General features: G+C 38.0%; 30 protein-coding genes and 2 tRNA genes. 31 read left to right on the forward strand and 1 reads right to left on the reverse strand.

Annotation, left to right across the window (positions count from 1 at the left end; all coding sequences use genetic code 11):
• Positions 1-26 precede the first annotated feature (26 nt).
• The 5 genes from H0I41_RS01550 (at position 27) to rpoC (ending at position 10374) form a co-directional block, all read left to right on the forward strand.
• Positions 27-101, forward strand: a tRNA-Gly gene (locus H0I41_RS01550).
• A 40-nt stretch (positions 102-141) separates the two neighbouring features.
• Positions 142-215: transfer RNA gene (locus H0I41_RS01555), tRNA-Pro, on the forward strand.
• 164 nt (positions 216-379) lie between these two features.
• Entirely contained in the window at positions 380-2848 is a 2469-nt protein-coding gene (locus H0I41_RS01560) for an ATP-dependent Clp protease ATP-binding subunit (RefSeq protein ID WP_182094570.1), read from the forward strand.
• Between the two features lie 198 nt (positions 2849-3046).
• Positions 3047-6685: a DNA-directed RNA polymerase subunit beta gene (rpoB, locus tag H0I41_RS01565; protein ID WP_135014280.1), complete on the forward strand. Its 3639-nt coding sequence runs from the start codon at positions 3047-3049 to the stop codon at positions 6683-6685.
• Positions 6686-6702: 17 nt separating this feature from the next.
• On the forward strand, positions 6703-10374 hold the full coding sequence (gene rpoC / locus H0I41_RS01570) for a DNA-directed RNA polymerase subunit beta' (protein ID WP_023599205.1): 3672 nt from the start codon (positions 6703-6705) through the stop codon (positions 10372-10374).
• A 74-nt stretch (positions 10375-10448) separates the two neighbouring features.
• Here the strand turns inward: rpoC and H0I41_RS01575 are convergent, their stop codons facing one another.
• Positions 10449-11120 carry a prepilin peptidase gene (locus H0I41_RS01575; protein WP_011161519.1) on the reverse strand — a complete coding sequence of 224 codons (672 nt, stop codon included), beginning with the start codon at positions 11118-11120 and terminating at the stop codon, positions 10449-10451.
• Positions 11121-11286: 166 nt separating this feature from the next.
• Between H0I41_RS01575 and rpsL the strand changes: the two genes are divergently transcribed.
• The 26 genes from rpsL to H0I41_RS01705 all read left to right on the forward strand — a co-directional run bounded on the left by rpsL (position 11287) and on the right by H0I41_RS01705 (position 25562).
• Positions 11287-11694 carry a 30S ribosomal protein S12 gene (gene rpsL / locus H0I41_RS01580; protein ID WP_003647838.1) on the forward strand — a complete coding sequence of 136 codons (408 nt, stop codon included), beginning with the start codon at positions 11287-11289 and terminating at the stop codon, positions 11692-11694.
• 23 nt (positions 11695-11717) lie between these two features.
• Positions 11718-12188 (forward strand): 30S ribosomal protein S7, encoded by a 471-nt coding sequence (gene rpsG, locus H0I41_RS01585; RefSeq protein ID WP_004895884.1) that lies wholly within the window; start codon positions 11718-11720, stop codon positions 12186-12188.
• 29 nt (positions 12189-12217) lie between these two features.
• Positions 12218-14314, forward strand: a complete 2097-nt coding sequence (gene fusA / locus H0I41_RS01590) for an elongation factor G (protein ID WP_011161520.1) — start codon at positions 12218-12220, stop codon at positions 14312-14314.
• A gap of 270 nt (positions 14315-14584) precedes the next feature.
• Positions 14585-14893, forward strand: coding sequence for a 30S ribosomal protein S10 (gene rpsJ, locus H0I41_RS01595; protein WP_003647835.1), 309 nt, complete (start codon positions 14585-14587; stop codon positions 14891-14893).
• Between the two features lie 26 nt (positions 14894-14919).
• A complete protein-coding gene (gene rplC, locus H0I41_RS01600) occupies positions 14920-15549 on the forward strand; it encodes a 50S ribosomal protein L3 (RefSeq protein ID WP_003649467.1) in 630 nt (209 codons plus the stop codon).
• Between the two features lie 14 nt (positions 15550-15563).
• Positions 15564-16181 carry a 50S ribosomal protein L4 gene (gene rplD / locus H0I41_RS01605; protein ID WP_004895875.1) on the forward strand — a complete coding sequence of 206 codons (618 nt, stop codon included), beginning with the start codon at positions 15564-15566 and terminating at the stop codon, positions 16179-16181.
• A complete protein-coding gene (gene rplW, locus H0I41_RS01610; protein WP_004895873.1) occupies positions 16181-16477 on the forward strand; it encodes a 50S ribosomal protein L23 in 297 nt (98 codons plus the stop codon). Before rplD ends, rplW begins: the two co-directional genes overlap by 1 nt.
• Positions 16478-16496: 19 nt before the next feature.
• Positions 16497-17333: a 50S ribosomal protein L2 gene (rplB, locus tag H0I41_RS01615; protein WP_004895870.1), complete on the forward strand. Its 837-nt coding sequence runs from the start codon at positions 16497-16499 to the stop codon at positions 17331-17333.
• Between the two features lie 21 nt (positions 17334-17354).
• A complete protein-coding gene (gene rpsS, locus H0I41_RS01620) occupies positions 17355-17642 on the forward strand; it encodes a 30S ribosomal protein S19 (protein WP_003647831.1) in 288 nt (95 codons plus the stop codon).
• Between the two features lie 20 nt (positions 17643-17662).
• Positions 17663-18016 (forward strand): 50S ribosomal protein L22, encoded by a 354-nt coding sequence (gene rplV / locus H0I41_RS01625; protein ID WP_003649465.1) that lies wholly within the window; start codon positions 17663-17665, stop codon positions 18014-18016.
• A gap of 14 nt (positions 18017-18030) precedes the next feature.
• Complete coding sequence (rpsC, locus tag H0I41_RS01630) at positions 18031-18699, forward strand: 30S ribosomal protein S3 (RefSeq protein WP_011161521.1); 669 nt, start codon at positions 18031-18033, stop codon at positions 18697-18699.
• 2 nt (positions 18700-18701) lie between these two features.
• On the forward strand, positions 18702-19139 hold the full coding sequence (gene rplP / locus H0I41_RS01635; protein WP_004895865.1) for a 50S ribosomal protein L16: 438 nt from the start codon (positions 18702-18704) through the stop codon (positions 19137-19139).
• Positions 19129-19326 (forward strand): 50S ribosomal protein L29, encoded by a 198-nt coding sequence (gene rpmC / locus H0I41_RS01640; RefSeq protein WP_003647828.1) that lies wholly within the window; start codon positions 19129-19131, stop codon positions 19324-19326. Before rplP ends, rpmC begins: the two co-directional genes overlap by 11 nt.
• Positions 19327-19348: 22 nt before the next feature.
• Positions 19349-19615, forward strand: a complete 267-nt coding sequence (gene rpsQ / locus H0I41_RS01645; protein ID WP_003647827.1) for a 30S ribosomal protein S17 — start codon at positions 19349-19351, stop codon at positions 19613-19615.
• Positions 19616-19648: 33 nt separating this feature from the next.
• Complete coding sequence (gene rplN, locus H0I41_RS01650; RefSeq protein WP_003647826.1) at positions 19649-20017, forward strand: 50S ribosomal protein L14; 369 nt, start codon at positions 19649-19651, stop codon at positions 20015-20017.
• A 20-nt stretch (positions 20018-20037) separates the two neighbouring features.
• Positions 20038-20277, forward strand: coding sequence for a 50S ribosomal protein L24 (gene rplX / locus H0I41_RS01655; RefSeq protein ID WP_004895861.1), 240 nt, complete (start codon positions 20038-20040; stop codon positions 20275-20277).
• Between the two features lie 14 nt (positions 20278-20291).
• Complete coding sequence (rplE, locus tag H0I41_RS01660) at positions 20292-20834, forward strand: 50S ribosomal protein L5 (RefSeq protein WP_004895859.1); 543 nt, start codon at positions 20292-20294, stop codon at positions 20832-20834.
• A gap of 14 nt (positions 20835-20848) precedes the next feature.
• Entirely contained in the window at positions 20849-21034 is a 186-nt protein-coding gene (locus H0I41_RS01665) for a type Z 30S ribosomal protein S14 (RefSeq protein ID WP_003647824.1), read from the forward strand.
• 24 nt (positions 21035-21058) lie between these two features.
• On the forward strand, positions 21059-21457 hold the full coding sequence (gene rpsH / locus H0I41_RS01670; RefSeq protein ID WP_004895856.1) for a 30S ribosomal protein S8: 399 nt from the start codon (positions 21059-21061) through the stop codon (positions 21455-21457).
• A gap of 24 nt (positions 21458-21481) precedes the next feature.
• The gene (rplF, locus tag H0I41_RS01675) at positions 21482-22012 is read left to right on the forward strand and encodes a 50S ribosomal protein L6 (RefSeq protein WP_135014279.1); all 531 of its coding nucleotides are present in this window, start codon (positions 21482-21484) and stop codon (positions 22010-22012) included.
• A 27-nt stretch (positions 22013-22039) separates the two neighbouring features.
• Positions 22040-22399 carry a 50S ribosomal protein L18 gene (gene rplR / locus H0I41_RS01680; protein ID WP_004895852.1) on the forward strand — a complete coding sequence of 120 codons (360 nt, stop codon included), beginning with the start codon at positions 22040-22042 and terminating at the stop codon, positions 22397-22399.
• Between the two features lie 17 nt (positions 22400-22416).
• The gene (gene rpsE / locus H0I41_RS01685) at positions 22417-22941 is read left to right on the forward strand and encodes a 30S ribosomal protein S5 (protein WP_003647820.1); all 525 of its coding nucleotides are present in this window, start codon (positions 22417-22419) and stop codon (positions 22939-22941) included.
• Positions 22942-22950: 9 nt separating this feature from the next.
• Positions 22951-23136, forward strand: coding sequence for a 50S ribosomal protein L30 (gene rpmD / locus H0I41_RS01690; RefSeq protein ID WP_024273012.1), 186 nt, complete (start codon positions 22951-22953; stop codon positions 23134-23136).
• Positions 23137-23161: 25 nt separating this feature from the next.
• Positions 23162-23602: a 50S ribosomal protein L15 gene (rplO, locus tag H0I41_RS01695; RefSeq protein ID WP_003649460.1), complete on the forward strand. Its 441-nt coding sequence runs from the start codon at positions 23162-23164 to the stop codon at positions 23600-23602.
• Positions 23602-24897, forward strand: coding sequence for a preprotein translocase subunit SecY (gene secY / locus H0I41_RS01700; protein WP_004895849.1), 1296 nt, complete (start codon positions 23602-23604; stop codon positions 24895-24897). Before rplO ends, secY begins: the two co-directional genes overlap by 1 nt.
• A gap of 11 nt (positions 24898-24908) precedes the next feature.
• Positions 24909-25562, forward strand: coding sequence for an adenylate kinase (locus H0I41_RS01705; RefSeq protein ID WP_004895847.1), 654 nt, complete (start codon positions 24909-24911; stop codon positions 25560-25562).
• The last annotated feature ends 5 nt before the right edge of the window (positions 25563-25567 follow it).

Below are 25567 nucleotides of genomic sequence, written 5' to 3' on the forward strand. Positions count from 1 at the left end.
TGTTTTGCTATACTAATAAATGTACTGCGGAAGTAGTTCAGTGGTAGAACATCACCTTGCCATGGTGGGGGTCGCGGGTTCGAATCCCGTCTTCCGCTCCAGTATAAAAGACTCACCGAAGTGTGAGTCTTTTTTGTTATTCGGGATGTGGCTCAGCTTGGTAGAGCGCTACGTTCGGGACGTAGAAGTCGCAGGTTCAAATCCTGTCATCCCGATTGAATATTATTTTGTTAAAAAGTTCGTCTTGGGTTAGAAAGACGAACTTTTTTGTATATAATGTTCATGAAATATCAAAAAGTTTACATTTACTAATTGTAAGTGATAAGATATTTGTCTAAAGATTGTAATATTGATCTTAAAAGAAGTAAGGCGGTGCAAAATGGAAAAATCATATAGTGATAGTGCAAAAAATGTTCTTGAAATTGCTAAAGAGCAAGCACAAAACTTTCACCATCGAATTATTGGAACAGAGCATGTTCTGCTTGCTTTAGTAATTGAAGCTAATGGGGATGCTGGAAAACTTTTGCGTGAAAGAAATGTAACACCAACCTTAGTGCGAGAAGAAATTGAAAGATATACTGGCTATGGTTCAAGTCCAAAGGCCACATATATGGAAATGTCCCCACGTTTAAGTTTAGTTTTGAATTTTGCTAAACAAAGGGCTGACGAATTAGGGACTGCTCAAATTGAGACAAAACATATTTTGCTAGGTTTGTTAGCTAGTGATCAAATTTTAGCAAGTTTAATTTTGAAAAATATTGGTGTAGATCCACGAGATTTAAGTCAGGATGTAAATGATAGTTTCATGGATGGTTCTGGGGAAGAAAATAATGTTCTTGGTATTTCTTCAGCCACTGGTATGAAAAAAGGTAAGTCATTGACTCCAAATTTAGATAAAGTTAGTGTGAATCTAAATAAAAGAGCCCGTGAAGGTGCAATTGACCCGGTAATTGGGAGAGATAAAGAAATAAAAAGAGTAATTCAAATCTTATCTCGAAGAACCAAAAACAATCCCGTTTTGGTAGGAGAACCTGGTGTTGGTAAGACTGCAGTTGCCCAAGGAATAGCAGCCGCAATTGTAAATCATGAAGTTCCAGATACTCTAGCTAAAAAACGAGTTATGGCCTTGGACATAGGAAGTTTAATTGCTGGAACTAAATATCGTGGTGAATTTGAAGATAGAATGAAGAAGATTCTAAAAGAAATTCAACAGGATGGTTCAGTTATCTTATTTGTTGATGAAATGCATACTTTGATTGGTGCAGGTGGCGCGGAAGGTGCAATTGATGCTTCAAATATCTTAAAGCCTTCATTAGCACGTGGCGATATTCAAATGATTGGCGCTACTACTTTTGATGAGTACCAAAAATATATTGAAAAAGATCAAGCTTTAGCAAGACGTTTTCAACAAGTAAAAATTGGTGAACCTTCAAAAGAAGAAACTGTGGATATTTTAAAAGGCTTGCGCCCTAAATATGAAAAATTTCACAATGTAAAAATTGAAGATGAGGCAATTAATGATGCAGTTGAATTTTCAACACGGTATATTGCTAACCGATTCTTACCTGATAAAGCAATTGATTTGATTGATGAAGCAAGCGCAGCTGTAAAAATTCAAGCAATCGGTAAAAGTGATCCTCGTCTAACTAAATTGGATACACAAATTAATGATGTTATTCATCAGAAAGAACAAGCTGCAGAAAATCAAAATTTTGTTCAAGCAGCTAAGTTACGGGATGAGGAAAATAAGCTTACACAGGATCGGGATAAATTAATCGAAAAAGTAGAGAATAAAAACTCTAAAAAGTCGATTGTTGATTCTGATAAGATCGCTCAAATTGTATCTGAATGGACTGGTGTGCCCGTTACTAGAATGAAGAAGAGTGAAACTAAACGTTTAGCTCATTTAGAAAGTATTTTGCATGAACGTGTAATTGGACAGGACGAAGCTATCAGTGCCGTAAGTCGAGCAATTAGACGAAGTAGAAGTGGAATCAAGGATGAAAATCGTCCAATCGGTTCGTTCTTATTCCTAGGACCTACTGGTGTTGGTAAGACAGAATTAGCTAAGGCTCTTGCTGCAGCAGTTTTTGGCTCAGAACGAAATATTATTCGTGTAGACATGTCTGAATACATGGATCAGATTGCAACAAGCAAATTAATTGGTTCGGCACCAGGATATGTAGGATATGAAGAGGGTGGTCAGCTCTCAGAACGTGTAAGACGTAATCCATATTCAGTAATTTTATTGGATGAAGTAGAAAAAGCTCATCCGGACGTGTTTAATTTATTGCTTCAAGTTTTGGATGAAGGATTTTTAACTGATTCTAAAGGTAGAAAAGTCGATTTTAGAAATACCATTATTATCATGACTTCTAACCTTGGGTCACGTAGTTTGCAAGAAGATAAGACAGTTGGGTTTGCAGCGGATAATGCTGATAAAAATAAACTTCAACAAGAAAAAGTTACGGCGGCTGTTAAACAATTCTTCAGACCAGAATTTTTAAACAGAATTGATGAGACCGTGGTCTTTGATAGCTTAACTAAGAAACAATTGCGTGAAATTGTTAGCTTAATGACTGGTCATTTGGTAGATCGCTTAGCTAAAAAAGACGTAACCTTAAAGATTTCACCAGCGGCTTTAGATGTATTGGCTAAAGATGGATTTGATCCAGAGATGGGCGCTCGTCCATTACGTCGTGCAATTCAACATGAACTTGAAGATGTAATTGCTGAAGATTTAATTAGTGAAAAAATTAAGGCTGACCAAATTGTAAAAGTTGGAGCTCATCAAGGTAAATTAAAATTTACAATTCTTGATAAAGATAACACTTTAGTGAAAAATTAGTTTTTTGACAAATTAGTAATATAAGTGTAAAATACTAAACGTTTAAAAGGCTGAAATTCAGGATTTCGCTGATCTATTGTCCAGCGAGATGATAAAACAAAAACGACATTTACGTTGTTTTTGTTTTTTTGTACCCAAATTTTGACTTTTTGCAATTTGTAACACAAATGTAATATTTAGATTCTTATATAAGAAAGGATGTTTTCTTTGTTAGGACACGCTGTGAACTACGGTAGTCACCGGACAAGACGTAGCTTCTCTCGAATTAAAGAAGTATTGAAGTTACCTAACTTGACTGATGTACAAACGCAATCTTACAAGTGGTTTCTTAATGAAGGTATTCGTGAAATGTTTGACGACATTATGCCGATTTCAGACTTTTCAGGAAAACTTTCTTTAGAGTTTGTTGATTACAAGCTCTTGAAGCCAAAATACACTCTTGAAGAAGCACGTGATCACGATGCTAATTACTCTGCTCCTCTTCATGTAACTTTGAAGTTAACCAACCATGAGACCGGAGAAATTAAGACTCAAGACGTCTTCTTTGGAGAATTCCCATTAATGACTGATTCAGGAACTTTCGTTATTAATGGTGCTGAGAGAGTTATTGTTTCTCAGCTTGTTAGATCTCCTGGTGTTTACTACCATTCAGATTTTGATAAAAATGGTCGCCAAATTTTCGGTGCTACAGTTATTCCTAACCGTGGTGCATGGCTTGAATATGAAACTGATGCTAAAGATTTAGCTTATGTTCGTATCGATCGTACTCGTAAGCTTCCTTTAACTGTTTTAATTCGTGCTTTAGGATTTGGTTCTGATAGTGAAATTGCGGATATGTTTGGTGAAAGTGATTCAATTCGTTTCACTTTAGAAAAAGATATCCACAAGAATCCTGCTGATTCTCGCGTTGCAGAAGCATTAAAGGATATTTACGAAAGATTACGTCCAGGTGAACCTAAGACAACTGATTCATCTCGTTCACTTTTATATGCTAGATTCTTTGATCCAAGAAGATATGATTTAGCTCCAGTTGGTCGTTATAAGATCAATAAGAAACTTTCTTTAAAGAATCGTTTACTAAGACAAACTTTGGCTGAAACTTTAGCTGATCCTGATACTGGTGAAATCATTGCTAAAAAGGGTGACGTTGTTACCCACGAACTTCTTGATAAATTATCACCTTACTTAGATCGTGATGACTTTAAGATGGTAACTTATGAACCTTCAAAGGAAGGTGTGTTACCTGATCCAGTAACAGTTCAAGAAATTAAGGTATATTCTAAAGTTGATCCTGAACGTGTAGTTAAGTTAATGTCTAACGGCCACATTGCAGATGATGTTAAACATTTAACTCCTGCTGATGTATTGGCATCAATTAACTACTTCTTCGACCTTCAAGATAATATTGGTACTACTGATGATATTGACCACTTAGGTAACCGTCGTATTCGTCGTGTAGGTGAATTACTTCAAAACCAATTTAGAATTGGTTTAGCAAGAATGGAACGTGTTGTACGTGAAAGAATGTCAATCCAAGACATTTCTACTGTTACACCACAACAATTAATCAATATTCGTCCTGTTGTTGCTTCAGTTAAGGAATTCTTTGGTTCATCACAATTATCACAATTTATGGATCAAAACAACCCACTTGGTGAGTTAACTCACAAGCGTCGTATGTCAGCCTTAGGACCTGGTGGTTTGTCTCGTGACCGTGCTGGATATGAAGTTCGTGACGTGCACTATACTCACTATGGTCGTCTATGTCCTATTGAAACTCCTGAAGGACCTAACATTGGTTTGATTAACTCTTTAGCAACTTACGCTATTGTTAACAAGTATGGTTTCATTGAAACACCATATCGTCGTGTTTCTTGGGATACTCACAAGGTTACTGATAAGATCGACTACTTAACTGCTGATGTAGAAGATAATTACATTATTGCTGGTGCTAACGCTCGCTTAAATGAAGATGGTTCTTTCAAAGATAAGATTGTTTTAGCCCGTCATAAGGAAGATAACCTAGAAGTTACCCCTGATAAGATTGACTACATGGACGTTATTCCTAAGCAAGTAGTTTCAGTAACTTCTGCATGTATTCCTTTCCTTGAAAACGACGACTCTAACCGTGCTTTGATGGGAGCTAACCACCAACGTCAAGCTGTTCCATTGATTAATCCACATGCACCAATTGTTGGTACTGGTATGGAATACCGTGCAGCACATGACTCTGGGGATGCATTAGTTGCTAAAGCTCCTGGTGTGGTTGAATATGTTGATGCAAACGAAATTAGAATTAGAAGAGACGATGATACTTTAGATAAGTATGTTCTTGAAAAATTCCGTCGTTCAAACGCAACTAAGAACTACAACCAAACTCCAGCTGTTAAGCAAGGTGAACGAGTAGTTGCAGATGAAGTTATTGCTGATGGTCCAGCAATGGAAAACGGCGAATTAGCTCTAGGTCAAAACCCAATCATTGCATTCTTGACTTGGAACATGTACAACTATGAAGATGCCGTTATGATTTCTGAACGTATGGTTAAAGATGATGTCTACACTTCTATCCATATTGAAGATTATGAATCAGAAGCTCGTGATACTAAGTTAGGACCTGAAGAAATCACACGTGAAATTCCAAATGTTGGTGAAGATGCACTTAAAGACCTTGATGAAGAAGGTATTGTTCGCATAGGTGCTGAAGTTCAAGATGGTGATATCTTAGTTGGTAAAGTAACCCCTAAGGGTGTGACTGAATTATCAGCTGAAGAACGTTTGCTTCACGCTATTTTTGGTGAAAAAGTTCGTGAAGTTCGTGATACTTCCTTGCGTGTACCTCACGGTGGTGGCGGTATTGTTCAAAACGTTCAAGTATTCACTCGTGAAGCAGGCGACGAATTGCCACCTGGTGTAAATAAGATGGTTCGTGTTTACATCGTTCAAAAACGTAAGATTCAAGTCGGTGACAAGATGTCTGGTCGTCACGGAAACAAGGGTACTATTGCCTTAGTTTGTCCTGAAGAAGATATGCCATACTTACCAGATGGTCGTCCAGTAGATATTTGTTTGAACCCAATGGGTGTGCCTTCACGTATGAACATTGGACAGGTTCTTGAATTACACTTGGGTATTGCTGCTAAACAGCTTGGTATTCACGTTGCTACTCCAGTATTTGATGGTGCTTCTGAAGATGATATGTGGAATATGGTTCGTGAAGCTGGTATTGGAAAAGATGGTAAAACTGTTCTTTACGATGGACGTACTGGTGAACCATTCCACAACCGTGTTTCAGTAGGTATTATGTACTACTTGAAGTTGACTCACATGGTTGATGATAAGATCCACGCACGTTCAATTGGGCCTTACTCACTTGTTACTCAACAACCACTTGGTGGTAAAGCACAATTTGGTGGTCAGCGTTTCGGTGAAATGGAAGTTTGGGCTCTTGAAGCTTATGGTGCTGCTTACACACTACAAGAAATCTTAACTTACAAGTCAGATGACGTTGTAGGTCGTGTTAAGGCTTATGAAGCTATTGTTAAGGGCGAAAGAATTCCAAAACCTGGTGTTCCAGAATCATTCCGCGTTCTTGTTAAAGAACTACAATCTCTTGGTTTAGATATCAAGGTGTTGGATATGGATCATAAAGAAATTGAGTTACGTGATATGGATGATGACTCTAACGATCATTTCAACATCGATACTTTATCTAAACTTGCTGAACAACAAGAAAAGAAGAAGTTAGCTGAAGAAGCTGCAAAAAAGGATGATAAGCCAGATGAACCTGTAGATGAAAGTGATTCTTCAACTTCATCTGATGATAAGGTTTCTAAGTAATATAGGAGGTTAAACTTTTGATCGACGTAAATAAGTTTGAAAGTATGCAAATCGGTTTGGCTTCTCCAAACAAGATCAGAAGTTGGTCTTATGGTGAAGTTAAAAAACCAGAAACTATCAACTATCGTACTTTGAAACCAGAAAAAGACGGTTTGTTCGATGAAAGAATCTTCGGACCAACTAAGGACTGGTCTTGTGCTTGTGGTAAGTACAAGGGTATTCGTTACCGTGGCATTGTTTGTGATAGATGTGGTGTTGAAGTTACTTCTGCTAAAGTTAGAAGAGAACGTATGGGTCACATTGAACTAGCTGCACCGGTTTCACATATCTGGTATTTCAAAGGTATCCCATCTCGTATGGGATTAGTCTTAGATATTTCACCTCGTGCATTGGAAGAAGTAATTTATTTTGCTGCTTACATTGTTATTGATGCAGGTGATACTGATCTTGAAGATAAACAACTTTTAACAGAAGCTGAATATCGTGAAAAGAAAGCAAAATTCGGTGACCGTTTTGAAGCTAAAATGGGTGCTGAAGCTGTAAAAGAACTTCTAGAACAAGTAGATATTGATAAAGAAGTTCATGAACTAAAAGAAGAATTAAAGACTGCTACTGGTCAAAAGAGAACTCGGGCTATCAGAAGATTAGACATCTTGGATGCCTTTAAAAATTCAGGTAACAAGCCTTCATGGATGGTTATGGATTGTATTCCTGTTATTCCACCAGACTTGAGACCAATGGTTCAACTTGATGGTGGACGTTTCGCAACTTCTGACTTGAATGATTTATACAGACGTGTAATCAACCGTAACAATCGTTTAAAGAGATTGTTAGACTTAAATGCACCAAGAATTATCGTTCAAAACGAAAAGCGTATGCTTCAAGAAGCAGTTGACGCATTAATTGACAATGGTAGACGTGGACGTCCAGTTGTCGGACCAGGTAATCGTCCTCTTAAATCTCTTTCTCACATGTTGAAAGGTAAGCAAGGACGTTTCCGTCAAAACTTACTTGGTAAACGTGTTGACTACTCAGGTCGTTCAGTTATCGATGTTTCACCTGAATTGAAGTTTTACCAATGTGGTGTACCACGTCCAATGGCTCTAGAATTATTTAAGCCATTTGTAATGCACGAATTAGTAAAACGTGGTTTAGCATCTAACATTAAGAATGCTAAGCGTAAGATTGATCGTGAAGATGATGATATCTGGGATATCTTAGAAGATGTAATTAAAGAAAGACCAGTTCTTTTAAACCGTGCACCTACTCTTCACCGTTTAGGTATTCAAGCCTTTGAACCAGTTCTGGTACCTGGTAAATCAATTCGTCTTCACCCACTTGCTTGTGAAGCTTACAATGCCGATTTTGATGGTGACCAGATGGCCATTCACGTTCCATTATCTGATGAAGCTGTAGCAGAATCACGTTTGCTGATGCTTGCTGCTCACCATATCTTGGCTCCTAAGGATGGTAAGCCAATCGTTACACCTTCTCAGGATATTGTTTTGGGTAACTACTGGTTAACTCAAGCAGAGCGTGGTCGTGAAGGTGAAGGAATGATCTTTGATTCACCAGCTGAAGCAGCTATTGCATATGCAAATGGTGATATTCACTATCATACTCGTATTGGTTTAGCAGCTGACTCAATGCCAGAAAAGCCATGGCCAAAGGGCTACGAACATGGAATTTTTGTAACTACTTACGGTAAGTTAGTATTCAACCAAATTTTCCCTAAGGATTTCTACTACATTAACGATCCTACTCAAGAGAATCTTACTCACCCAGTAGATGAAAGATACTTCTTACAACCAGGTGAAGATATCCATGAAAAGCTTGACAATATGAAACTTGGTCAAGCCTTTAAGAAGGGATTCTTATCAGATTCTATTGCTCAAATTTACAAGGATTACAAAGTTCAAAGAACTTCTGATTTCTTGGATGATTTGAAGGAACTAGGCTACACTGTATGTACTACTTCTGGTTTAACTATCGGTGTTGAAGATATCCCTACAATTAGTGATAAAGATGATATTGTAGCAGAAGCTCGTAAGAAAGTTGATGTTGTTTCTAAGCAATACCGTCGTGGTTTAATCACTGATGAAGAAAGACATGATCGAGTAATTAGTATTTGGAATAACTGTAAAGACATTGTTCAAAATGAAATTGCTCAAATTCATGCACCAAGAAACCCAATTACAATCATGGCCGATTCTGGTGCTCGTGGTAACATTTCTAACTTTACTCAGCTTGCTGGTATGCGTGGTTTGATGGCCGCTCCTAACGGAGGAATGATGGAAATTCCTGTTACTTCAAACTTCCGTGAAGGTTTGTCTGTTTTGGAAATGTTCATGTCCACTCACGGTGCTCGTAAGGGTATGACGGATACTGCCTTGAAGACTGCCAACTCTGGTTACTTAACTCGTCGTTTGGTAGACGTAGCTCAAGATGTCATTATTCGTGAAGAAGATTGTGGTACTGATCGTGGTTTAACTGTTCACGCAATTACTGAAGGCGATGAAATGATTGAACCATTATTTGACCGTTTAGTTGGTCGCTACACTTCTAAGAGTGTTTACGATCCAGAAACTCATGAAGTAATTTGTCCAGCTGATGTCTTAATGGACGAAGATATGGCTCATAAGATCGTTGATGCCGGAGTTACTGAAGTAACAATTCGTTCCGTATTTACTTGCAACACTCAACATGGTGTATGTAAGAAATGTTACGGTATGAACCTTGCTACTGGTGACGACGTTGAAGTTGGTGAAGCAGTTGGTACTGTTGCCGCTCAATCAATTGGTGAACCTGGTACTCAGTTAACTATGCGTAACTTCCACAACGGTGGTGTTGCCGGTGCTGCAGATATTACTCAAGGTTTACCTCGTGTTCAAGAGTTGTTTGAAGCTCGTAATCCTAAGGGTCGTGCTACAATTTCTGAAGTAACTGGTGAAGTAACTTCAATTGAAGAAGATCCAGCCGAACACACTCGTCAAATTACCGTTAAGGGACAAACTGATACTCGTACTTATGACGTACCATATACTGCTTCAGTAGCAGTTGCTGAAGGCGATCATGTTGTACGTGGAGATAAGTTGACTCTTGGTTCTATCGATCCTAAGGAATTGATTCGTGTACGTGATGCATTGACTACCGAAAAATACATTCTAAGTGAAATTCAAAAAGCTTATAGAATGCAGGGTGTAGAAATTGCCGACAAACACGTTGAAGTTATGGCACGTCAAATGCTTCAAAAGGTTCGTATTCTTGACCCAGGTGAAACCGATATCTTACCAGGTGAATTGATGGATATTGGTGAATTTAAGGCAAGAAACCGTGAAGTAATTATTTCCGGTGGTATTCCTGCTACTGCGCAAAGTGTAATTCTTGGTATTACCAAGGCCGCTCTTGAAACTAACAGTTTCTTATCTGCAGCTTCCTTCCAAGAAACTACTCGTGTTCTTACTGATGCTTCTATTCGTGGTAAGAACGATCCATTACTTGGTCTTAAGGAAAATGTTATTATTGGTAAGATTATTCCTGCAGGTACTGGTATGCCAGTTTACCGTGAAATGGAACCTAAAGTTGATGTTCCTGAAGATGAAAAGAAAAAGTCAGTTTATTCTATAGCTGATATTGAAAAGAAATTAGCTGCAGCTGATGCAGAGAAAGACAATGGTTCAGCTGACTAATCGTCCTTTCAAAACTTAAACATTTGTGTTAAAAAAGCCTATTCGTGTAGAAACGAGTAGGCTTTTTTGTGTTATTAGAGAAAATTATAAAATATAAGACTTAAAAAAATAAAAGGAACAAAGGGATAGGTGTTTCGTTTGTCACCAACTATGTGATTAATAAGTAAAAGAATAGAAGCTAAAAGGAAAATATATTGTGCAGTATAAAAATCATAGTAAAAAATCAGAATAATAAAAATGATTGTATCACCATAGCCGAATTTATTTTTTAAATTCATTATTAGAAAAATTAAAATTGTAGTAATTATTAGGATCCATTCAGTTATGTCGTAGCTTGAAAAAGAACGATTGAGAGAGATAAGCCAAATTAACGGCAAAAGGACAAAGATAGGAAAAGAGTGGTCAAAATAATCAAAGATACTAATTAGAAAAATAAAGGTAATGAATAAATAGGAAGATTGATCAAGATAGGGATTTAAAGGCAAAAATGCAATCCCACCGAGTAATTCACAATATAATGCTTCTATAGGAATAGGTGCCTTGCAGAAAAAGCAATGTCCCTTATATCGTATAAATGAAAATATAGGAATTTGATTAAGAAGGGTAAGAGGAATTTTGCAACTATCACAGTGAGATTTCTCTGAGATAAAATTTTCCTGTCCAAAACGTTGTACGATTACTAACAAGTGGGAACCGATGATAGTTCCGAATATAAAATTAAGTCCATAAATGAATAATGTTGGCATTTTTTACCTCCAATATTTATATACGCAAAATTAAAAAAAGTTTTTTAAATTGTTTACTGAATTAAAAAATCGTGTTACACTAGCCATTGTGCTATTAAAAACATGATGTCCGTGAGGTCAGAAAAGAAACTCCCGGATGTGTGAACAATTTTAGGAGGAAATTTTAATGCCAACAATTAACCAATTGGTTAGAAAAGGCCGTCACTCAAAGACGACTAAATCTGATTCACCAGCTTTAAACTATGCTTACAACAGCATGAAGAAAAAGATGAACTACAACCCAGCACCTCAAATGCGTGGAGTTGCAACTCGTGTAGGTACTATGACACCTAAGAAGCCTAACTCAGCTTTACGTAAGTACGCTCGTGTTCGTCTTTCAAACTTAATTGAAGTTACTGCTTACATCCCTGGTATTGGTCACAACTTACAAGAACACTCCGTTGTTTTAATTCGTGGTGGTCGTGTAAAGGACCTTCCTGGTGTTCGTTACCACATCATTCGTGGTGCTTTGGATACTGCAGGTGTTGATGGTAGAAAACAAGGCCGTTCTAAGTACGGTGCTAAGAAGGGTTAAACAGTTAATAGGAGGGACTACTAATGCCTAGAAAAGGTAATATTGCTAAGAGAGATGTTTTAGCAGATCCAGTTTACAACTCTAAATTGGTTACTAAGTTAATTAACCACTTAATGATTGATGGTAAGAAAGCAAAGGCATCTTCAATTCTTTACGATGCTTTTGGTATTATTCAAGATAAGACTGGTAAGGAACCAGTTGAAGTTTTTGAAGAAGCAATGAACAACGTTATGCCAGTTTTGGAAGTTAAAGCTCGCCGTATCGGTGGTTCTAACTACCAAATCCCAGTTGAAGTTCGTCCAGAAAGAAGAACTACTCTTGGCTTAAGATGGCTTGTTTCATACGCACGCTTACGTAATGAACATACTATGGATGAACGTCTTGCAAATGAAATTATGGATGCTGCTAACAACACTGGTTCAGCAGTTAAGAAACGTGAAGACGTCCACAGAATGGCAGAAGCAAACCGTGCATTTGCTCACTACCGCTTCTAATCGTTAGTTTGTAAAAGGAGATTAATCTTATGGCTAACAAACGTGAATTCCCTTTGGATAAGACACGTAACATTGGTATCATGGCCCACATTGATGCCGGTAAAACTACTACTACTGAACGTATTTTGTACTATACTGGTAAGATCCACAAAATTGGTGAAACTCACGAAGGTGACTCACAAATGGACTGGATGGAAGAAGAAAAGGAACGTGGTATCACTATTACTTCCGCAGCTACTACTGCTCAATGGAAGGATTACAGAATTAACATTATTGATACCCCAGGACACGTTGACTTCACTATCGAAGTAGAACGTTCACTTCGTGTTCTTGATGGTGCCGTAACTGTTCTTGATGCTCAAGCTGGTGTTGAACCACAAACTGAAAATGTTTGGCGTCAAGCTGAAACTTACGGTGTTCCTCGTATTGTTTTTGTTAACAAGATGGACAAGATCGGTGCTGACTTCGATAAGTCTGTTAAATCATTACATGAACGTTTAAATGCAAACGCACAAGCTGTTCAAATGCCTATTGGTTCAGCAGACACTTTTGAAGGTGTTATTGACTTAATCAACATGGTTGCTGATGTTTATGATGAAGATAAACTTGGTTCAAAATGGGATACTATTCCAGTTCCTGATGAATACAAGGAAGAAGCTTTAAAGCGTCGTAACGAATTAATTGAAGCTGTTGCTGATGTTGATGATGGCATTATGGACAAGTACTTAGGCGGTGAAGAAATTTCTAACGACGAATTAAAGGCAGCTATCCGTAAAGCTACTTTAAACTTAGAATTCTTCCCAGTTTACGCAGGTTCAGCATTCAAGAACAAGGGTGTTCAAATGATGCTTGATGGTGTTGTTGATTACTTACCATCACCACTTGACGTAAAACCTTACGTTGCTCATGATCCTAAGACTGGTGACGAAGTTGAACTTATGGCTGACGATAAGAAGCCATTTGCAGCTTTAGCATTTAAGATTGCAACTGATCCATTTGTTGGTCGTTTAACTTTCATCCGTGTTTACACTGGTTCACTTCAATCAGGTTCTTACGTATTAAATGCATCAAAGAACTCTCGTGAACGTGTTGGTCGTTTGCTTCAAATGCACGCTAACTCAAGAACTGAAATTTCAGAAGTATTCTCAGGTGATATCGCTGGTGCTATTGGTTTGAAGAACACTACTACTGGTGACTCCTTAACTGATCCAGCTCACCCACTTATCTTGGAAAGTTTACAAGTTCCAGATCCAGTTATCCAAGTATCTGTTGAACCTAAGTCAAAAGCTGACCGTGATAAGATGGATGTTGCTTTACAAAAGCTTACTGAAGAAGACCCAACTTTCCGTGCTGAAACTAACCCAGAAACTGGTCAAACTTTGATTTCTGGTATGGGTGAATTACACTTAGACATCATGGTTGAACGTATGAAACGTGAATTTAACGTTGAAGCAACTATTGGTGAACCACAAGTTGCTTACCGTGAAACCTTCACTAAGGAAGCTAAAGCACAAGGTAAGTTTGTTCGTCAATCCGGTGGTAAAGGTCAATATGGTGATGTTTGGATCGAATTTACTCCAAATGAAGAAGGAAAGGGTTACGAATTCGAAGACGCTATCGTTGGTGGTGTAGTTCCTCGTGAATTTATTCCTTCAGTTGACCAAGGTTTACAAGAAGCTATGAAGAATGGTGTTCTTGCTGGTTACCCATTAATTGATGTTAAGGCTAAGTTATATGATGGTAGTTACCACGAAGTCGACTCATCAGAAGCTGCCTTCAAGGTTGCTGCATCTCTTGCTTTGAGAAATGCTGCTTCTAAGGCTGGTGCCGTTATTCTTGAACCTATCATGAAAGTTCAAGTAACTACTCCAGAAGAATACCTAGGTGATGTAATGGGTTCAATCACTGCACGCCGTGGTTCTATGGAAGGTATGGAAGATAGAGCTGGTGCTAAAGTAATCAACTCATTTGTTCCACTTTCAGAAATGTTTGGTTACGCAACTACTTTGCGTTCATCAACTCAAGGTCGTGGTACATTTACTATGGTATTTGACCACTACTCACCAACTCCTAAGTCTATTCAAGCTGACATCATCAAAAAACGTGGTGGCGAAGACGCTGAATAATTTTAATTAGAGAGTTAAAGAAAAGAGATATCGAAGGATATCTCTTTTTTTGTACAAAAAAATAAAATAAAATGCTGAGAAAGCTTGCTATTTAAGGAAAGACACAGTACAATAGTAAACGTGCGAAAATATTGGAGGGGTATACCCCGTGCACAAAAGCAATGCTTTGACGCAAAAGGTTGCGGCACACCAGGCTGCATTGCCACAGAGGTGAGTCGGTAATTTTTGCCGAGCTAGTCATCTTTTAAAGAAGACGAAGGAGGTTATTAGATGGCAAGTCAACAAATTCGTATTAGATTAAAGTCATACGAACATGGTATTCTCGATGAATCAGCTGCTAAGATTGTAGCTACTGCTGAAAGAACAGGCGCACAAATTTCTGGTCCTGTTCCACTACCTACGGAAAGAACTTTATTCACTGTTTTACGTTCACCACACAAGAACAAGGATTCACGTGAACAATTTGAAATCCGTACACACAAGCGTTTAATTGATATTTTGAATCCAACACCTAAGACTGTTGATTCATTAATGAAGCTTGATTTACCAAGCGGCGTTGATATCGAGATTAAATTATAATTTAAAACATATATGGAGGTGTAATCATGACCAAAGGAATCTTAGGAAGAAAGGTCGGTATGACTCAAATCTTCACTAAAAACGGTATTTTGGTTCCTGTAACTGTTATCGAAGCAACCCCTAACGTTGTTTTACAAGTTAAAACTAACGAATCAGACGGTTACGAAGCAGTTCAAGTAGGTTACCAAGATATGCGTGAAGTATTGAGCAACAAACCTGCCAAAGGTCATGCTGCAAAAGCAAAGACTTCACCTAAGCGCTTCATTCGGGAAATCCGCGATGTCGAGCTTAAGGACTACGAAGTCGGCTCAGAAATCACGGTGGACTCATTTAGTGAAGGTGACGTAGTTGACGTTACTGGAACTACAAGAGGTCATGGTACTCAAGGTAACATCAAGCGTTGGGGCCAATCAAGAGGTCCAGAAACCCACGGTTCAAGATACCACAGAATCCCAGGTTCAATGGGTTCAATCATTAACCGTGTACCTAAGGGTAAAAAGTTACCTGGTCACATGGGTGGCAAGAAAGTTACCGTACAAAACTTAGTAATTGAAAAAGTTGTACCTGAAAAGAACGTACTTTTAATTAAGGGTAATGTTCCAGGTGCAAAGAACTCATTAATTTTTGTAAAATCTGCTGCTAAAGCTGCTAAATAGGAAGGAGGACTATAATGGCTAATTTAGAAATTATCGATCAAAAAGGTAAGTCTGCAGGTAATGTAGATTTAAATGAAGAAATCTTCGGTATTGAACCTAATGAAAGTGTTGTTTTTGATGCTATCATTAGACAAAGAGCTGGTAAGCGTCAAGGTACTTCTGCTGTAAAGAACAGATCAGCTGTTCGTGGCGGTGGTAAGAAGCCTTGGAGACAAAAAGGTACTGGTCGTGCTCGTCAAGGTTCTATTAGAGCTCCACAATGGCGTGGTGGTGGTACTGTATTTGGCCCAACTCCTCGTTCATACAAGATGGATATGCCTCGTAAAGCACGTCGTTTAGCTATGAAGTCAGTTCTTTCCCAAAAAGTTGCTGACAATGATCTAATCATTCTTGATCAATTAACTTTAGAAGCACCTAAGACTAAAGAATTAAAAGCTATCTTAGATAATGCTAATGTTTCTGGTAAGGTTTTAGTTGTGTCTGATGATAAGAATGTTCAATTATCAGGTAAGAACCTTCCAAAAGTGAAAGTTGTACCTGTTAATGGCTTAAATGTTGTTGATGCGGTTGACTACCAAAAACTTGTATTAACTCAAGACGCTATTAAGAGAATTGAGGAGGTTTTGGCATAATGGATGCACGTGATATCATCTTACGGCCTGTAGTTACCGAAAAATCCATGAACTTAATGGATGATAAAAAGTATACTTTTGATGTGCTTGTATCAGCTACCAAGACTCAAGTTCGTAATGCAATCGAAGAAATTTTTGATGTAAAAGTTAAAAATGTTAACATTATGAACGTTCGCGGTAAAGAAAAGAGAGTTGGTCGTTACACTGGTAAGACTGCTCGCCGTAGAAAAGCAATCGTTACTTTAACTGAAGATTCTAATGACATTAAGATCTTCAATGATAATAAAGAAAATTAGTAAATAGGAGGTCAGTCAATTGGCAATTATCAAATATAAGCCAACTACAAACGGCAGACGTAATATGACTTCTTCCGACTTTGCTGAAATTACCAAGAAAAAGCCTGAAAAGACTTTACTTGAATCTCAAAGTCATACTGCTGGTCGTAACTCATACGGTCATATTACTGTTAGACACCGTGGTGGTGGTCACAAACAAAAATACCGTATCATTGACTTCAAGCGTAACAAGGATGATGTAAAAGCAGTTGTTAAGGCTATCGAATACGATCCAAACAGAACTGCTAATATCGCTCTTCTTCACTACACTGATGGTATTAAAGCTTACATTTTAGCACCTAAGGGTCTAAAAGTTGGTGCTGTTGTTGAATCTGGTCCAGATGCTGATATTAAGCCAGGTAATGCATTACCATTATCTGCTATTCCAGCTGGTACTGAAATTCACAATATTGAATTAAAGCCTGGTAAAGGTGGACAATTAGTAAGAAGTGCTGGTACTGTTGCACAAGTTCTTGGTAATGATGGTAAGTATACTTTAGTTAGACTTCAAAGTGGTGAAGTTCGTAAGATTTTATCAACTTGCCGTGCTACTATCGGTTCTGTTGGTAATGAACAACACTCATTAATTCAATTAGGTAAAGCTGGTCGTAGTCGTTGGTTGGGTAAACGTCCACAATCTCGTGGTTCCGTAATGAACCCTAACGATCACCCACATGGTGGTGGTGAAGGTAAGGCTCCAGTTGGTCGTCCACAACCTATGACTCCATGGGGTAAGAAGTCTCGTGGTATTAAGACTAGAAACTCTAAGGCTAGAAGTGAAAAACTTATTATTCGTCACCGTAAAGGTAACAAATAATTAAACGAAGGAGGTTAATTAATGAGCCGTAGTATTAAAAAAGGTCCTTTTGCTGATGCAAGCCTTTTAAAGAAGATCGAAGCCCAAGAAGGTTCCGAAAAGAAACAAGTAATTAAAACATGGTCTCGTCGTTCAACTATTTTCCCTTCCTTTGTTGGTTTCACAATAGCTGTTTACGATGGAAGAAAACATGTGCCAGTATACATTACTGAAGATATGGTTGGTCATAAGTTAGGTGAATTCGTACCTACTAGAACTTTCCGCGGTCACAAGGTCGCTGATAAGGCCACTACTACAGTAGGTAAATAATAGGAAGGAGAGACATCTAAATGGCAGAACAAATTAGTTCAGCTAAAGCTGAAGCAAGAACAGTTCGCATCGCTCCTAGAAAAGCCCGTTTGGTAGTAGACCTTATTCGTGGAAAGAGTGTTGCTGAAGCTCTCGCAATCTTACAATTTACGCCAAGAGCTGCTTCCCCAATCGTTGAAAAAGTATTGAAGTCAGCTATTGCAAATGCTGAACACAACTACGATCTTGAAAGTGCAAACCTTTACGTATCAGAAGCATACGTTAACGAAGGTGCAACTTTAAAGAGATTCCGTCCACGTGCTAAGGGTATGGCTTCTCCAATTAATAAGAGAACCAGCCACGTAGTAGTTGTAGTATCTGAGAAGAACGATTAAGGGAGGTAAATTTAATGGGTCAAAAGATTAACCCAAATGGTTTCCGTCTCGGTGTTAACCGTGATTGGGAAGCAAAGTGGTATGCAGACAAAAACTACGCTGACACTTTAAATGAAGATTTACGTATTAGAAAGTTCATCTCTGAAAAGTTAGCTGATGCATCTGTTTCCACTGTGGAAATTGAACGTGCTGCAAACAGAATTAACATTTCTATCCACACTGCTAAGCCTGGTATGGTTATTGGTAAAGGTGGTAAGGAAGTTGAAGCTTTAAGAAAAGAACTTAGTGCTTTAACTAACAAGAACGTTCACATTAATATTGTTGAAATTAAGAAGCCTGATTTAGATGCTAAATTAGTAGGCGAAGGCATTGCTCGCCAACTTGAAGCAAGAATTGCATTTAGACGTGCAACTCGTCAAGCAACTCAAAGATCTATGCGTTCTGGTGCTAAAGGTATCAAGGTTCAAACTGCTGGTCGTTTGAATGGTGCTGATATGGCAAGAAGAGAATGGCATACTGAAGGTAGTGTTCCACTTCATACTTTAAGAGCAGATATTGATTATGCTTGGGTAGAAGCTGCAACTACTTATGGTCAAATTGGTGTTAAGGTTTGGATTAACCGTGGTGAAATTTTACCACAACGTAAGAACAAACCTTCTAAGAAAGCGAAGGGAGGAAACTAATAGTGTTAGTACCTAAGCGTGTAAAGCACCGTCGTGAATTCCGCGGTAAAATGCGTGGTGAAGCCAAAGGTGGAAAGACCATTGCATTTGGTGAATATGGTTTAGAAGCTGTTGAATCTCACTGGATTACTAATAGACAAATTGAAGCTGCTCGTATTGCTATGACTCGTTTCATGAAGCGTGGCGGTAAAGTTTGGATTAGAATCTTCCCACAAAAATCCTACACTGCAAAAGGTGTTGGTGTTCGTATGGGTTCCGGTAAAGGTGCACCAGCTGGTTGGGTAGCTGTTGTTAAAAGAGGCAAGATTATGTTTGAAATCGGTGGCGTTTCAGAAGACGTTGCTCGTGAAGCTTTAAGACTTGCTTCAAACAAGCTTCCAATTAAGACTAAGTTTGTTAAGAAGAGTTCGGAAGTAGGTGGCGAATCTAATGAAGGCTAAAGATATCAGAGCATTAACCACTGATCAAATGTTAGAAAAGGAAAAGCAATATAAAGAAGAACTTTTTAATTTGCGTTTCCAACAAGCAACGGGTCAATTAGAGAACACCGCTCGCTTGAGACAAGTCCGCAAGAACATTGCTAGAATTAAGACAATTCTTAGCGAAAAAGAATTGAGCAAGAATTAGTTAACGGAAGGGAGTTATTAACTTGAGCGAAACTAACGAAAGAAATAATCGTCACGTATACCAAGGTCGAGTTGTTTCTGACAAGATGGATAAGACTATTACAGTTGTTGTAGATACCTACAAGAACCACCCTGTTTATAAGAAGCGTATCAAGTACTCAAAGAAGTATTACGCTCACGATGAAAACAACGAAGCTAAGATTGGCGATACTGTTCGTATCATGGAAACCCGTCCATTATCACATGCGAAGCGTTACCGTCTAACTAAGATTGTTAAGAAGTCAATTTAATTACGCGGATTTTATTGAGGGGAGGATAAACTAGTGATCCAACACGAAAGCCGTTTAAAGGTTGCTGACAACTCCGGTGCAAGAGAACTCCTAGTTATCAAGATTTTAGGTGGTTCTAAGCGTAAGACCGGTAATATTGGTGATATCGTAGTTGCTGCTGTTAAACAAGCAACACCAGGTGGCGTTGTCAAAAAAGGTGATGTTGTAAAAGCAGTTATTGTTAGAACAAAATCAGGTGCACGCCGTGAAGATGGTTCATACATCAAGTTCGACGAAAATGCAGCAGTTGTAATTAATGCTGATAAGAGTCCTCGTGGAACTCGTATTTTTGGGCCTGTAGCCCGTGAACTGCGTGAGCACGATTTCATGAAGATCGTATCTCTTGCTCCTGAAGTCTTATAATTTTTTAGGGAGGTGCACTGATGTTTGTTAAAACAGGTGACAAAGTAAAAGTTATTGCCGGTAAAGATAAAGGCAAAGAAGGCACTGTACTTTCAGTCAACGCCAAGACTAACCGTATCGTTGTCAAAGGTGTTAATAAGATCAAAAAGCATGAGAAACCTTCACAAACCAACGCTAATGGTGGTGTGGTAGAAAAAGAAGGTTCTATCCATGCATCTAATGTAAAAGTTATTGCTAAAAAAGAAGATAACAACAAATAGGAGGGAGGACGCACATGGCAAACAGTTTAGTAGAAAAATACTCAAATGAAATCGCACCAGCTATGAACAAAAAGTTTAATTACGATTCAGTTATGGAAATTCCTAAGATTGATAAGATCGTTTTAAACATGGGTGTCGGTGATGCAGTTTCTAATGCAAAGAATCTTGATGAAGCTGTAGAAGAATTGACTTTAATCTCAGGTCAAAAGCCTTTGATTACTAAAGCTAAGAAATCAATCGCAAACTTCCGTTTACGTGAAGGTATGTCTATTGGTGCTAAGGTAACTCTTAGAGGCGATAGAATGTACGATTTCTTGTACAAATTAATCAACGTTTCTCTTCCTAGAGTTCGTGATTTCCGTGGAATTAGTTCTAGATCATTTGATGGTCGTGGTAACTACACTTTAGGTATCAAAGAACAATTAATTTTCCCAGAAATTGATTACGACAAGGTAAACCGTGTTAGAGGTTTGGACGTTGTTATTGTAACTACTGCCAAGACAGATGAAGAAGCTCGTGAACTTCTTACTGAGTTTGGTATGCCTTTTGCTAAATAATTTGGAGGACATTAATGGCTAAAACATCACAAATCGTCAGAAATCATCGTCCTGCTAAGTTTTCATCTCGTGAATACACTCGTTGCGAGAGATGTGGCCGTCCACACTCTGTTTACCGCAAGTTCAAATTATGCCGTATTTGCTTAAAAGACTTAGCACACAAGGGTCAAATTCCTGGTGTTAAAAAGGCAAGTTGGTAATTAACGGTAAAGGAGGCAAATTAAATGGTCATGACAGATCCTATTGCAGATTACTTGACTAGAATTAGAAATGCCAACATGGCAAAACATACTTCTGTTGAGATTCCTGCATCATCAATGAAGAAATCACTTAGTGAAATCTTAAAGAACGAAGGCTTTATTCGCGATTACCAAGTTGAAGATGATAACAAACAAGGTATGATCAAGATTTTCTTGAAGTACGGTCCTAATAACGAACGTGTTATTTCAGGTTTAAAGCGTATTTCTAAGCCTGGTTTAAGAAACTATGTAAGTGCTGAAAACTTACCAAAAGTTCTTAATGGTCTTGGTATTGCTATCATTTCTACTTCTGCAGGTGTGATTACTGATAAAGAAGCTAGAGAAAAGAACGTCGGCGGCGAAGTTATTGCTTACGTTTGGTAATTTTGACAGAAAGGAGAACTATTAATGAGCCGAATTGGTTTAAAGGTCATCGAGGTTCCTGAAAAGGTCACAGTTGCCAAAAATGGTGACGACATCACTGTTAAGGGACCAAAAGGTGAATTAACTAGATACTTTGATCCACGCATTACCTTTGAACAAAAAGATGGAGAAATTCATTTTAGTCGTTCAAGTGAAGCTGACAAAGCTCTTCACGGTACTGAAAGAGCAAACCTTGCTTCCATGATTGAAGGTGTAACTGATGGATATGTTAAAAAGTTAACTTTAGTTGGTGTTGGATACCGTGCAGTTGCACAAGGTAAGAAATTAACTTTAAATGTTGGTTACTCTCACCCAGTTGAATTTGAAGCACCAGAAGGTATTACTGTTAAAACTCCATCAGCAACTTCAATTGAAATCGAAGGTATTTCAAAACAAGTTGTTGGTCAATTTGCGGCAGAAATTCGTGACGTTCGTCCACCAGAACCTTACAAGGGTAAAGGTATTCGTTACGAAGACGAATATGTACGTCGCAAGGAAGGTAAGACTGGTAAATAATAAATAGAAAATTTTTGAGGTGAAATTGTGATTTCTAAACCAGATAAAAACAAATTACGCTTAAAGCGTCATAAACGTATTCGTGGAAAGATTTCTGGTACTGCTGAGCGCCCACGCTTAAGTGTTTTCCGTTCAAACAAAAACATCTACGCTCAATTAATTGATGATGTAGAGGGTGTAACGCTTGCAAGTGCCTCAACAAATGATAAAAATATTTCAGCAGAAGGTTCTAAAATGGAACAAGCTGCTGAAGTAGGTAAAGCTTTAGCTGAAACTGCTGCTAAGAAGAACATCAAGAGTGTTGTATTTGACAGAAGTGGTTACCTATACCACGGTCGTATTCAAGCTCTTGCTGATGCAGCACGTGAAAACGGATTAGAATTCTAGGAAAGGAGAATTAACTAATGGCAAACCGCAACGATTCTCGTAGAGATTCTCGTAAAGATCGTAAAAAAGACGATATTGAAGATCAATTAGTAGCAATTAACCGGATCACCAAGGTTGTTAAGGGTGGTCGTCGCATGAGATTTGCTGCTGTTGTAATCGTCGGCGATAGAAAAGGTCATGTAGGTTTTGGTACTGGTAAGGCTCAAGAAGTCCCAGAAGCTATCCGCAAGGCTGTTGAAGCTGGTAAAAAGAGAATGATTAAGGTACCTACTGTTGGTACTACTATTCCACATGAAGTTATGGGCCATTACGGTTCTGGTAACATTATGTTGAAGCCTGCTGAAGCTGGTTCTGGTGTTGCTGCTGGTGGTGCTGTTCGTATTATCATGGATTTAGCAGGTATTTCAGATGTTACTTCTAAATCACTTGGTTCAAATACACCAATCAATGTTATCCGTGCTACTATGGACGGTTTGAGTAAATTAAAGACTCGTGAAGATGTTTTGAAGCTTCGTGAGTCAGCAAAAAGCTTAGAAGATTAAGGAGATTAAATAATGGATTTAAAAGTTACCTTAATTAAAAGCGTCGCACACCGTCTTCCAAAACAAAGAAAAATTGTTAAAGCTCTTGGTCTTGGTAAGGTAAATAGCACTGTTGTTCTTCCAGACAACGCTGCAACTCGTGGCGCTTTATTGAAGATTGCTCACCTGATCTCAGTTGAAGAGGTTAATAAGTAATTAGAATCCAAGGAGGTGCCAATTAATGAAGCTTAATGAATTAAAACCAAATGAAGGTTCACGTCGCAACAGAAAACGTGTTGGTCGTGGTACTTCTAGTGGTTACGGTAAAACTGCTGGTCGTGGACAAAAGGGTCAATTAGCTCGTACTGGTGGTAAGACTCGTTTAGGTTTCGAAGGTGGTCAAATGCCATTATTCAGAAGAATGCCTAAGCGTGGTTTCAAGAACGTTAACCGCAAAGAATACGCTATTATTAATTTAAATGATTTAAACAGATTTGATGATGGTAGTGAAGTAACTATCGATACATTAAAATCATCAGGTTTAGTTAAAAAAGAACTTGCAGGAGTTAAGTTGTTAGCTAACGGTGAATTAAAGGTTAAGTTAACTGTAAAAGTTAACAAAGCCTCAGAAGCTGCTAAAAAAGCTGTTGAAGCCGCTGGCGGAACTGTTGAGGTGATCTAATGTTCTCGACCTTGAAGAACGCCTTTAAGGATAAAGATATTAGATCAAAAATCTTCTTTACTCTCTTTATCCTATTGCTTTATCGAATCGGAGCTAATATTACGGTTCCGGGTGTTAATGCAAAAGCTATTACACGGGTTGCACAAACTGGTTTAGTCCCAATGTTGGATACAGTTAGTGGTGGTGGATTAGATACTTATTCTATTTTTTCATTAGGTGTTTCACCTTACATCACTGCCCAAATTGTCATTCAATTACTCCAAATGGATATTGTTCCTAAGTTAGTTGAATGGGGGAAACAAGGAGAAGTCGGAAGACGAAAAACAAATCAGGTAACGCGCTATCTTACTTTAGTCGTTGCTTTTGTTCAAAGTCTAGGAATTACTCTTGGTTTTAACGTTTTAACTGAAATGGGTTTGGTTAAAACGCAAACTCCTCAAACCTATATTGAGATTGCCATTATTATGACTGCTGGGACAATGCTTTTGACCTGGCTAGGTGATGAAATTACTGATAAGGGGCTCGGAAATGGTGTATCTGTTATTATTTTTGCAGGTATCATTGCTCGCCTTCCAAATGGAATTTATCAACTATATAAAGATTTCATCATTAATAATAGTGCTAGCGATCGTTGGCAAGGGATTTTGTTCTTCATCGCGATCATTATTGCCATTTTACTAGTAACTCAATTTGTTACATGGTTTCAACAAGCTGATTTACGAGTACCTATTCAATATACTCGTAGAGCAGCAACAAGTGGCTCCGAAAGTTTCCTACCATTAAAGGTTAACGTGTCTGGAGTTATTCCAGTTATTTTTGCCAGTTCCTTTATTATTACACCAGCTACAATTTTGATGGCTTTCCAAAGATCTCATGGAAATGAACAATGGTTTAAGATTTGTAATCAAATATTTAGTTTACAAACTACACCTGGTGCACTGATTTATACACTATTGATTATTTTGTTCACTTTCTTCTATGCCTTTGTTCAAGTAAATCCAGAAAAGTTGGCTGAGAACTTGCAAAAGCAAGGAGCCTATATTCCTAGCGTTTGGCCAGGAAAAGATACACAAAAATATGTATCTAAAATTTTGATTAGATTATCTACAGTAGGTGCGGTATTTTTAGGGCTAGTTGCCTTGTTACCACAACTTGCTACAAATATTTTTGGTTTACCAAGTTCAATTGGTCTTGGTGGAACGAGTCTTTTAATCGTTATTGGTGTTGTTTTAGAATTAGCTCGTCAAGTTGATGGGTTACTAATGAAACGCGAATACGTTGGATTTATTAGATAGTAAGGATAAAAATGATTAATTTAATTCTTTTAGGTTTGCCTGGTGCAGGCAAAGGAACAGCTTCTGAAAGCATTGTGGATAAGTATCACTTAGCACATATCTCTACCGGTGATATGTTTAGAGAAGCTATGGCTAATGAAACTCCTGTTGGTTTGGAAGCTAAAAGTTATATTGATAAAGGAAATTTGGTCCCAGATGAAGTTACAGCTAAGTTAGTTGAAGAACGACTTAAGCAACCCGACACTAAAAACGGATTCATCTTGGATGGATTTCCAAGAACCACTGTTCAAGCAGAACTTCTTGAAGATATAACTAAACGGTTGGAAAAACCGTTAACTAATGTAATTGCAATTGATGTTGATGAAGATGTTTTGATCAAACGTTTATCAGCACGTTACATTTGTAAAAAATGTGGTGCAACTTACAATAAGATTTCAAATCCAACTAAAGTAGAAGGTACTTGTGATCGTTGCGGAGGACATGAATTTTTCCAACGTGAGGATGACAAGCCAGAAGTTGTTAAAAATCGCTTAGAAGTTAACAAGAAAATGAATACTCCTCTTCGTGATTTTTATGAAGAAAAAGGAATTCTTTCAACTGTTAACGGTGAACAAACTCCGGAAAAAGTATTTGAAGACATTGACAAAATTTTAAGTAAAGACTAGTCTGT

The sequence above is a fragment of the Lactobacillus johnsonii genome (assembly GCF_014058685.1).
Classification (GTDB): Bacteria; Bacillota; Bacilli; order Lactobacillales; family Lactobacillaceae; genus Lactobacillus.

Excerpts from the sequence above, each read along its gene's own strand:
- H0I41_RS01560 (WP_182094570.1), top strand. The coding sequence starts at position 380 with ATGGAAAAATCATATAGTGATAGTGCAAAAAATGTTCTTGAAATTGCT.
- rpoB (WP_135014280.1), top strand. The coding sequence starts at position 3,047 with ATGTTTTCTTTGTTAGGACACGCTGTGAACTACGGTAGTCACCGGACA.
- H0I41_RS01575 (WP_011161519.1), bottom strand. The coding sequence starts at position 11,120 with ATGCCAACATTATTCATTTATGGACTTAATTTTATATTCGGAACTATC.
- rpsL (WP_003647838.1), top strand. The coding sequence starts at position 11,287 with ATGCCAACAATTAACCAATTGGTTAGAAAAGGCCGTCACTCAAAGACG.
- rpsG (WP_004895884.1), top strand. The coding sequence starts at position 11,718 with ATGCCTAGAAAAGGTAATATTGCTAAGAGAGATGTTTTAGCAGATCCA.
- fusA (WP_011161520.1), top strand. The coding sequence starts at position 12,218 with ATGGCTAACAAACGTGAATTCCCTTTGGATAAGACACGTAACATTGGT.
- rpsJ (WP_003647835.1), top strand. The coding sequence starts at position 14,585 with ATGGCAAGTCAACAAATTCGTATTAGATTAAAGTCATACGAACATGGT.
- rplC (WP_003649467.1), top strand. The coding sequence starts at position 14,920 with ATGACCAAAGGAATCTTAGGAAGAAAGGTCGGTATGACTCAAATCTTC.
- rplD (WP_004895875.1), top strand. The coding sequence starts at position 15,564 with ATGGCTAATTTAGAAATTATCGATCAAAAAGGTAAGTCTGCAGGTAAT.
- rplW (WP_004895873.1), top strand. The coding sequence starts at position 16,181 with ATGGATGCACGTGATATCATCTTACGGCCTGTAGTTACCGAAAAATCC.
- rpsS (WP_003647831.1), top strand. The coding sequence starts at position 17,355 with ATGAGCCGTAGTATTAAAAAAGGTCCTTTTGCTGATGCAAGCCTTTTA.
- rplV (WP_003649465.1), top strand. The coding sequence starts at position 17,663 with ATGGCAGAACAAATTAGTTCAGCTAAAGCTGAAGCAAGAACAGTTCGC.
- rpsC (WP_011161521.1), top strand. The coding sequence starts at position 18,031 with ATGGGTCAAAAGATTAACCCAAATGGTTTCCGTCTCGGTGTTAACCGT.
- rpmC (WP_003647828.1), top strand. The coding sequence starts at position 19,129 with ATGAAGGCTAAAGATATCAGAGCATTAACCACTGATCAAATGTTAGAA.
- rplX (WP_004895861.1), top strand. The coding sequence starts at position 20,038 with ATGTTTGTTAAAACAGGTGACAAAGTAAAAGTTATTGCCGGTAAAGAT.
- rplE (WP_004895859.1), top strand. The coding sequence starts at position 20,292 with ATGGCAAACAGTTTAGTAGAAAAATACTCAAATGAAATCGCACCAGCT.
- H0I41_RS01665 (WP_003647824.1), top strand. The coding sequence starts at position 20,849 with ATGGCTAAAACATCACAAATCGTCAGAAATCATCGTCCTGCTAAGTTT.
- rpsH (WP_004895856.1), top strand. The coding sequence starts at position 21,059 with ATGGTCATGACAGATCCTATTGCAGATTACTTGACTAGAATTAGAAAT.
- rplF (WP_135014279.1), top strand. The coding sequence starts at position 21,482 with ATGAGCCGAATTGGTTTAAAGGTCATCGAGGTTCCTGAAAAGGTCACA.
- rpsE (WP_003647820.1), top strand. The coding sequence starts at position 22,417 with ATGGCAAACCGCAACGATTCTCGTAGAGATTCTCGTAAAGATCGTAAA.
- rplO (WP_003649460.1), top strand. The coding sequence starts at position 23,162 with ATGAAGCTTAATGAATTAAAACCAAATGAAGGTTCACGTCGCAACAGA.
- secY (WP_004895849.1), top strand. The coding sequence starts at position 23,602 with ATGTTCTCGACCTTGAAGAACGCCTTTAAGGATAAAGATATTAGATCA.
- H0I41_RS01705 (WP_004895847.1), top strand. The coding sequence starts at position 24,909 with ATGATTAATTTAATTCTTTTAGGTTTGCCTGGTGCAGGCAAAGGAACA.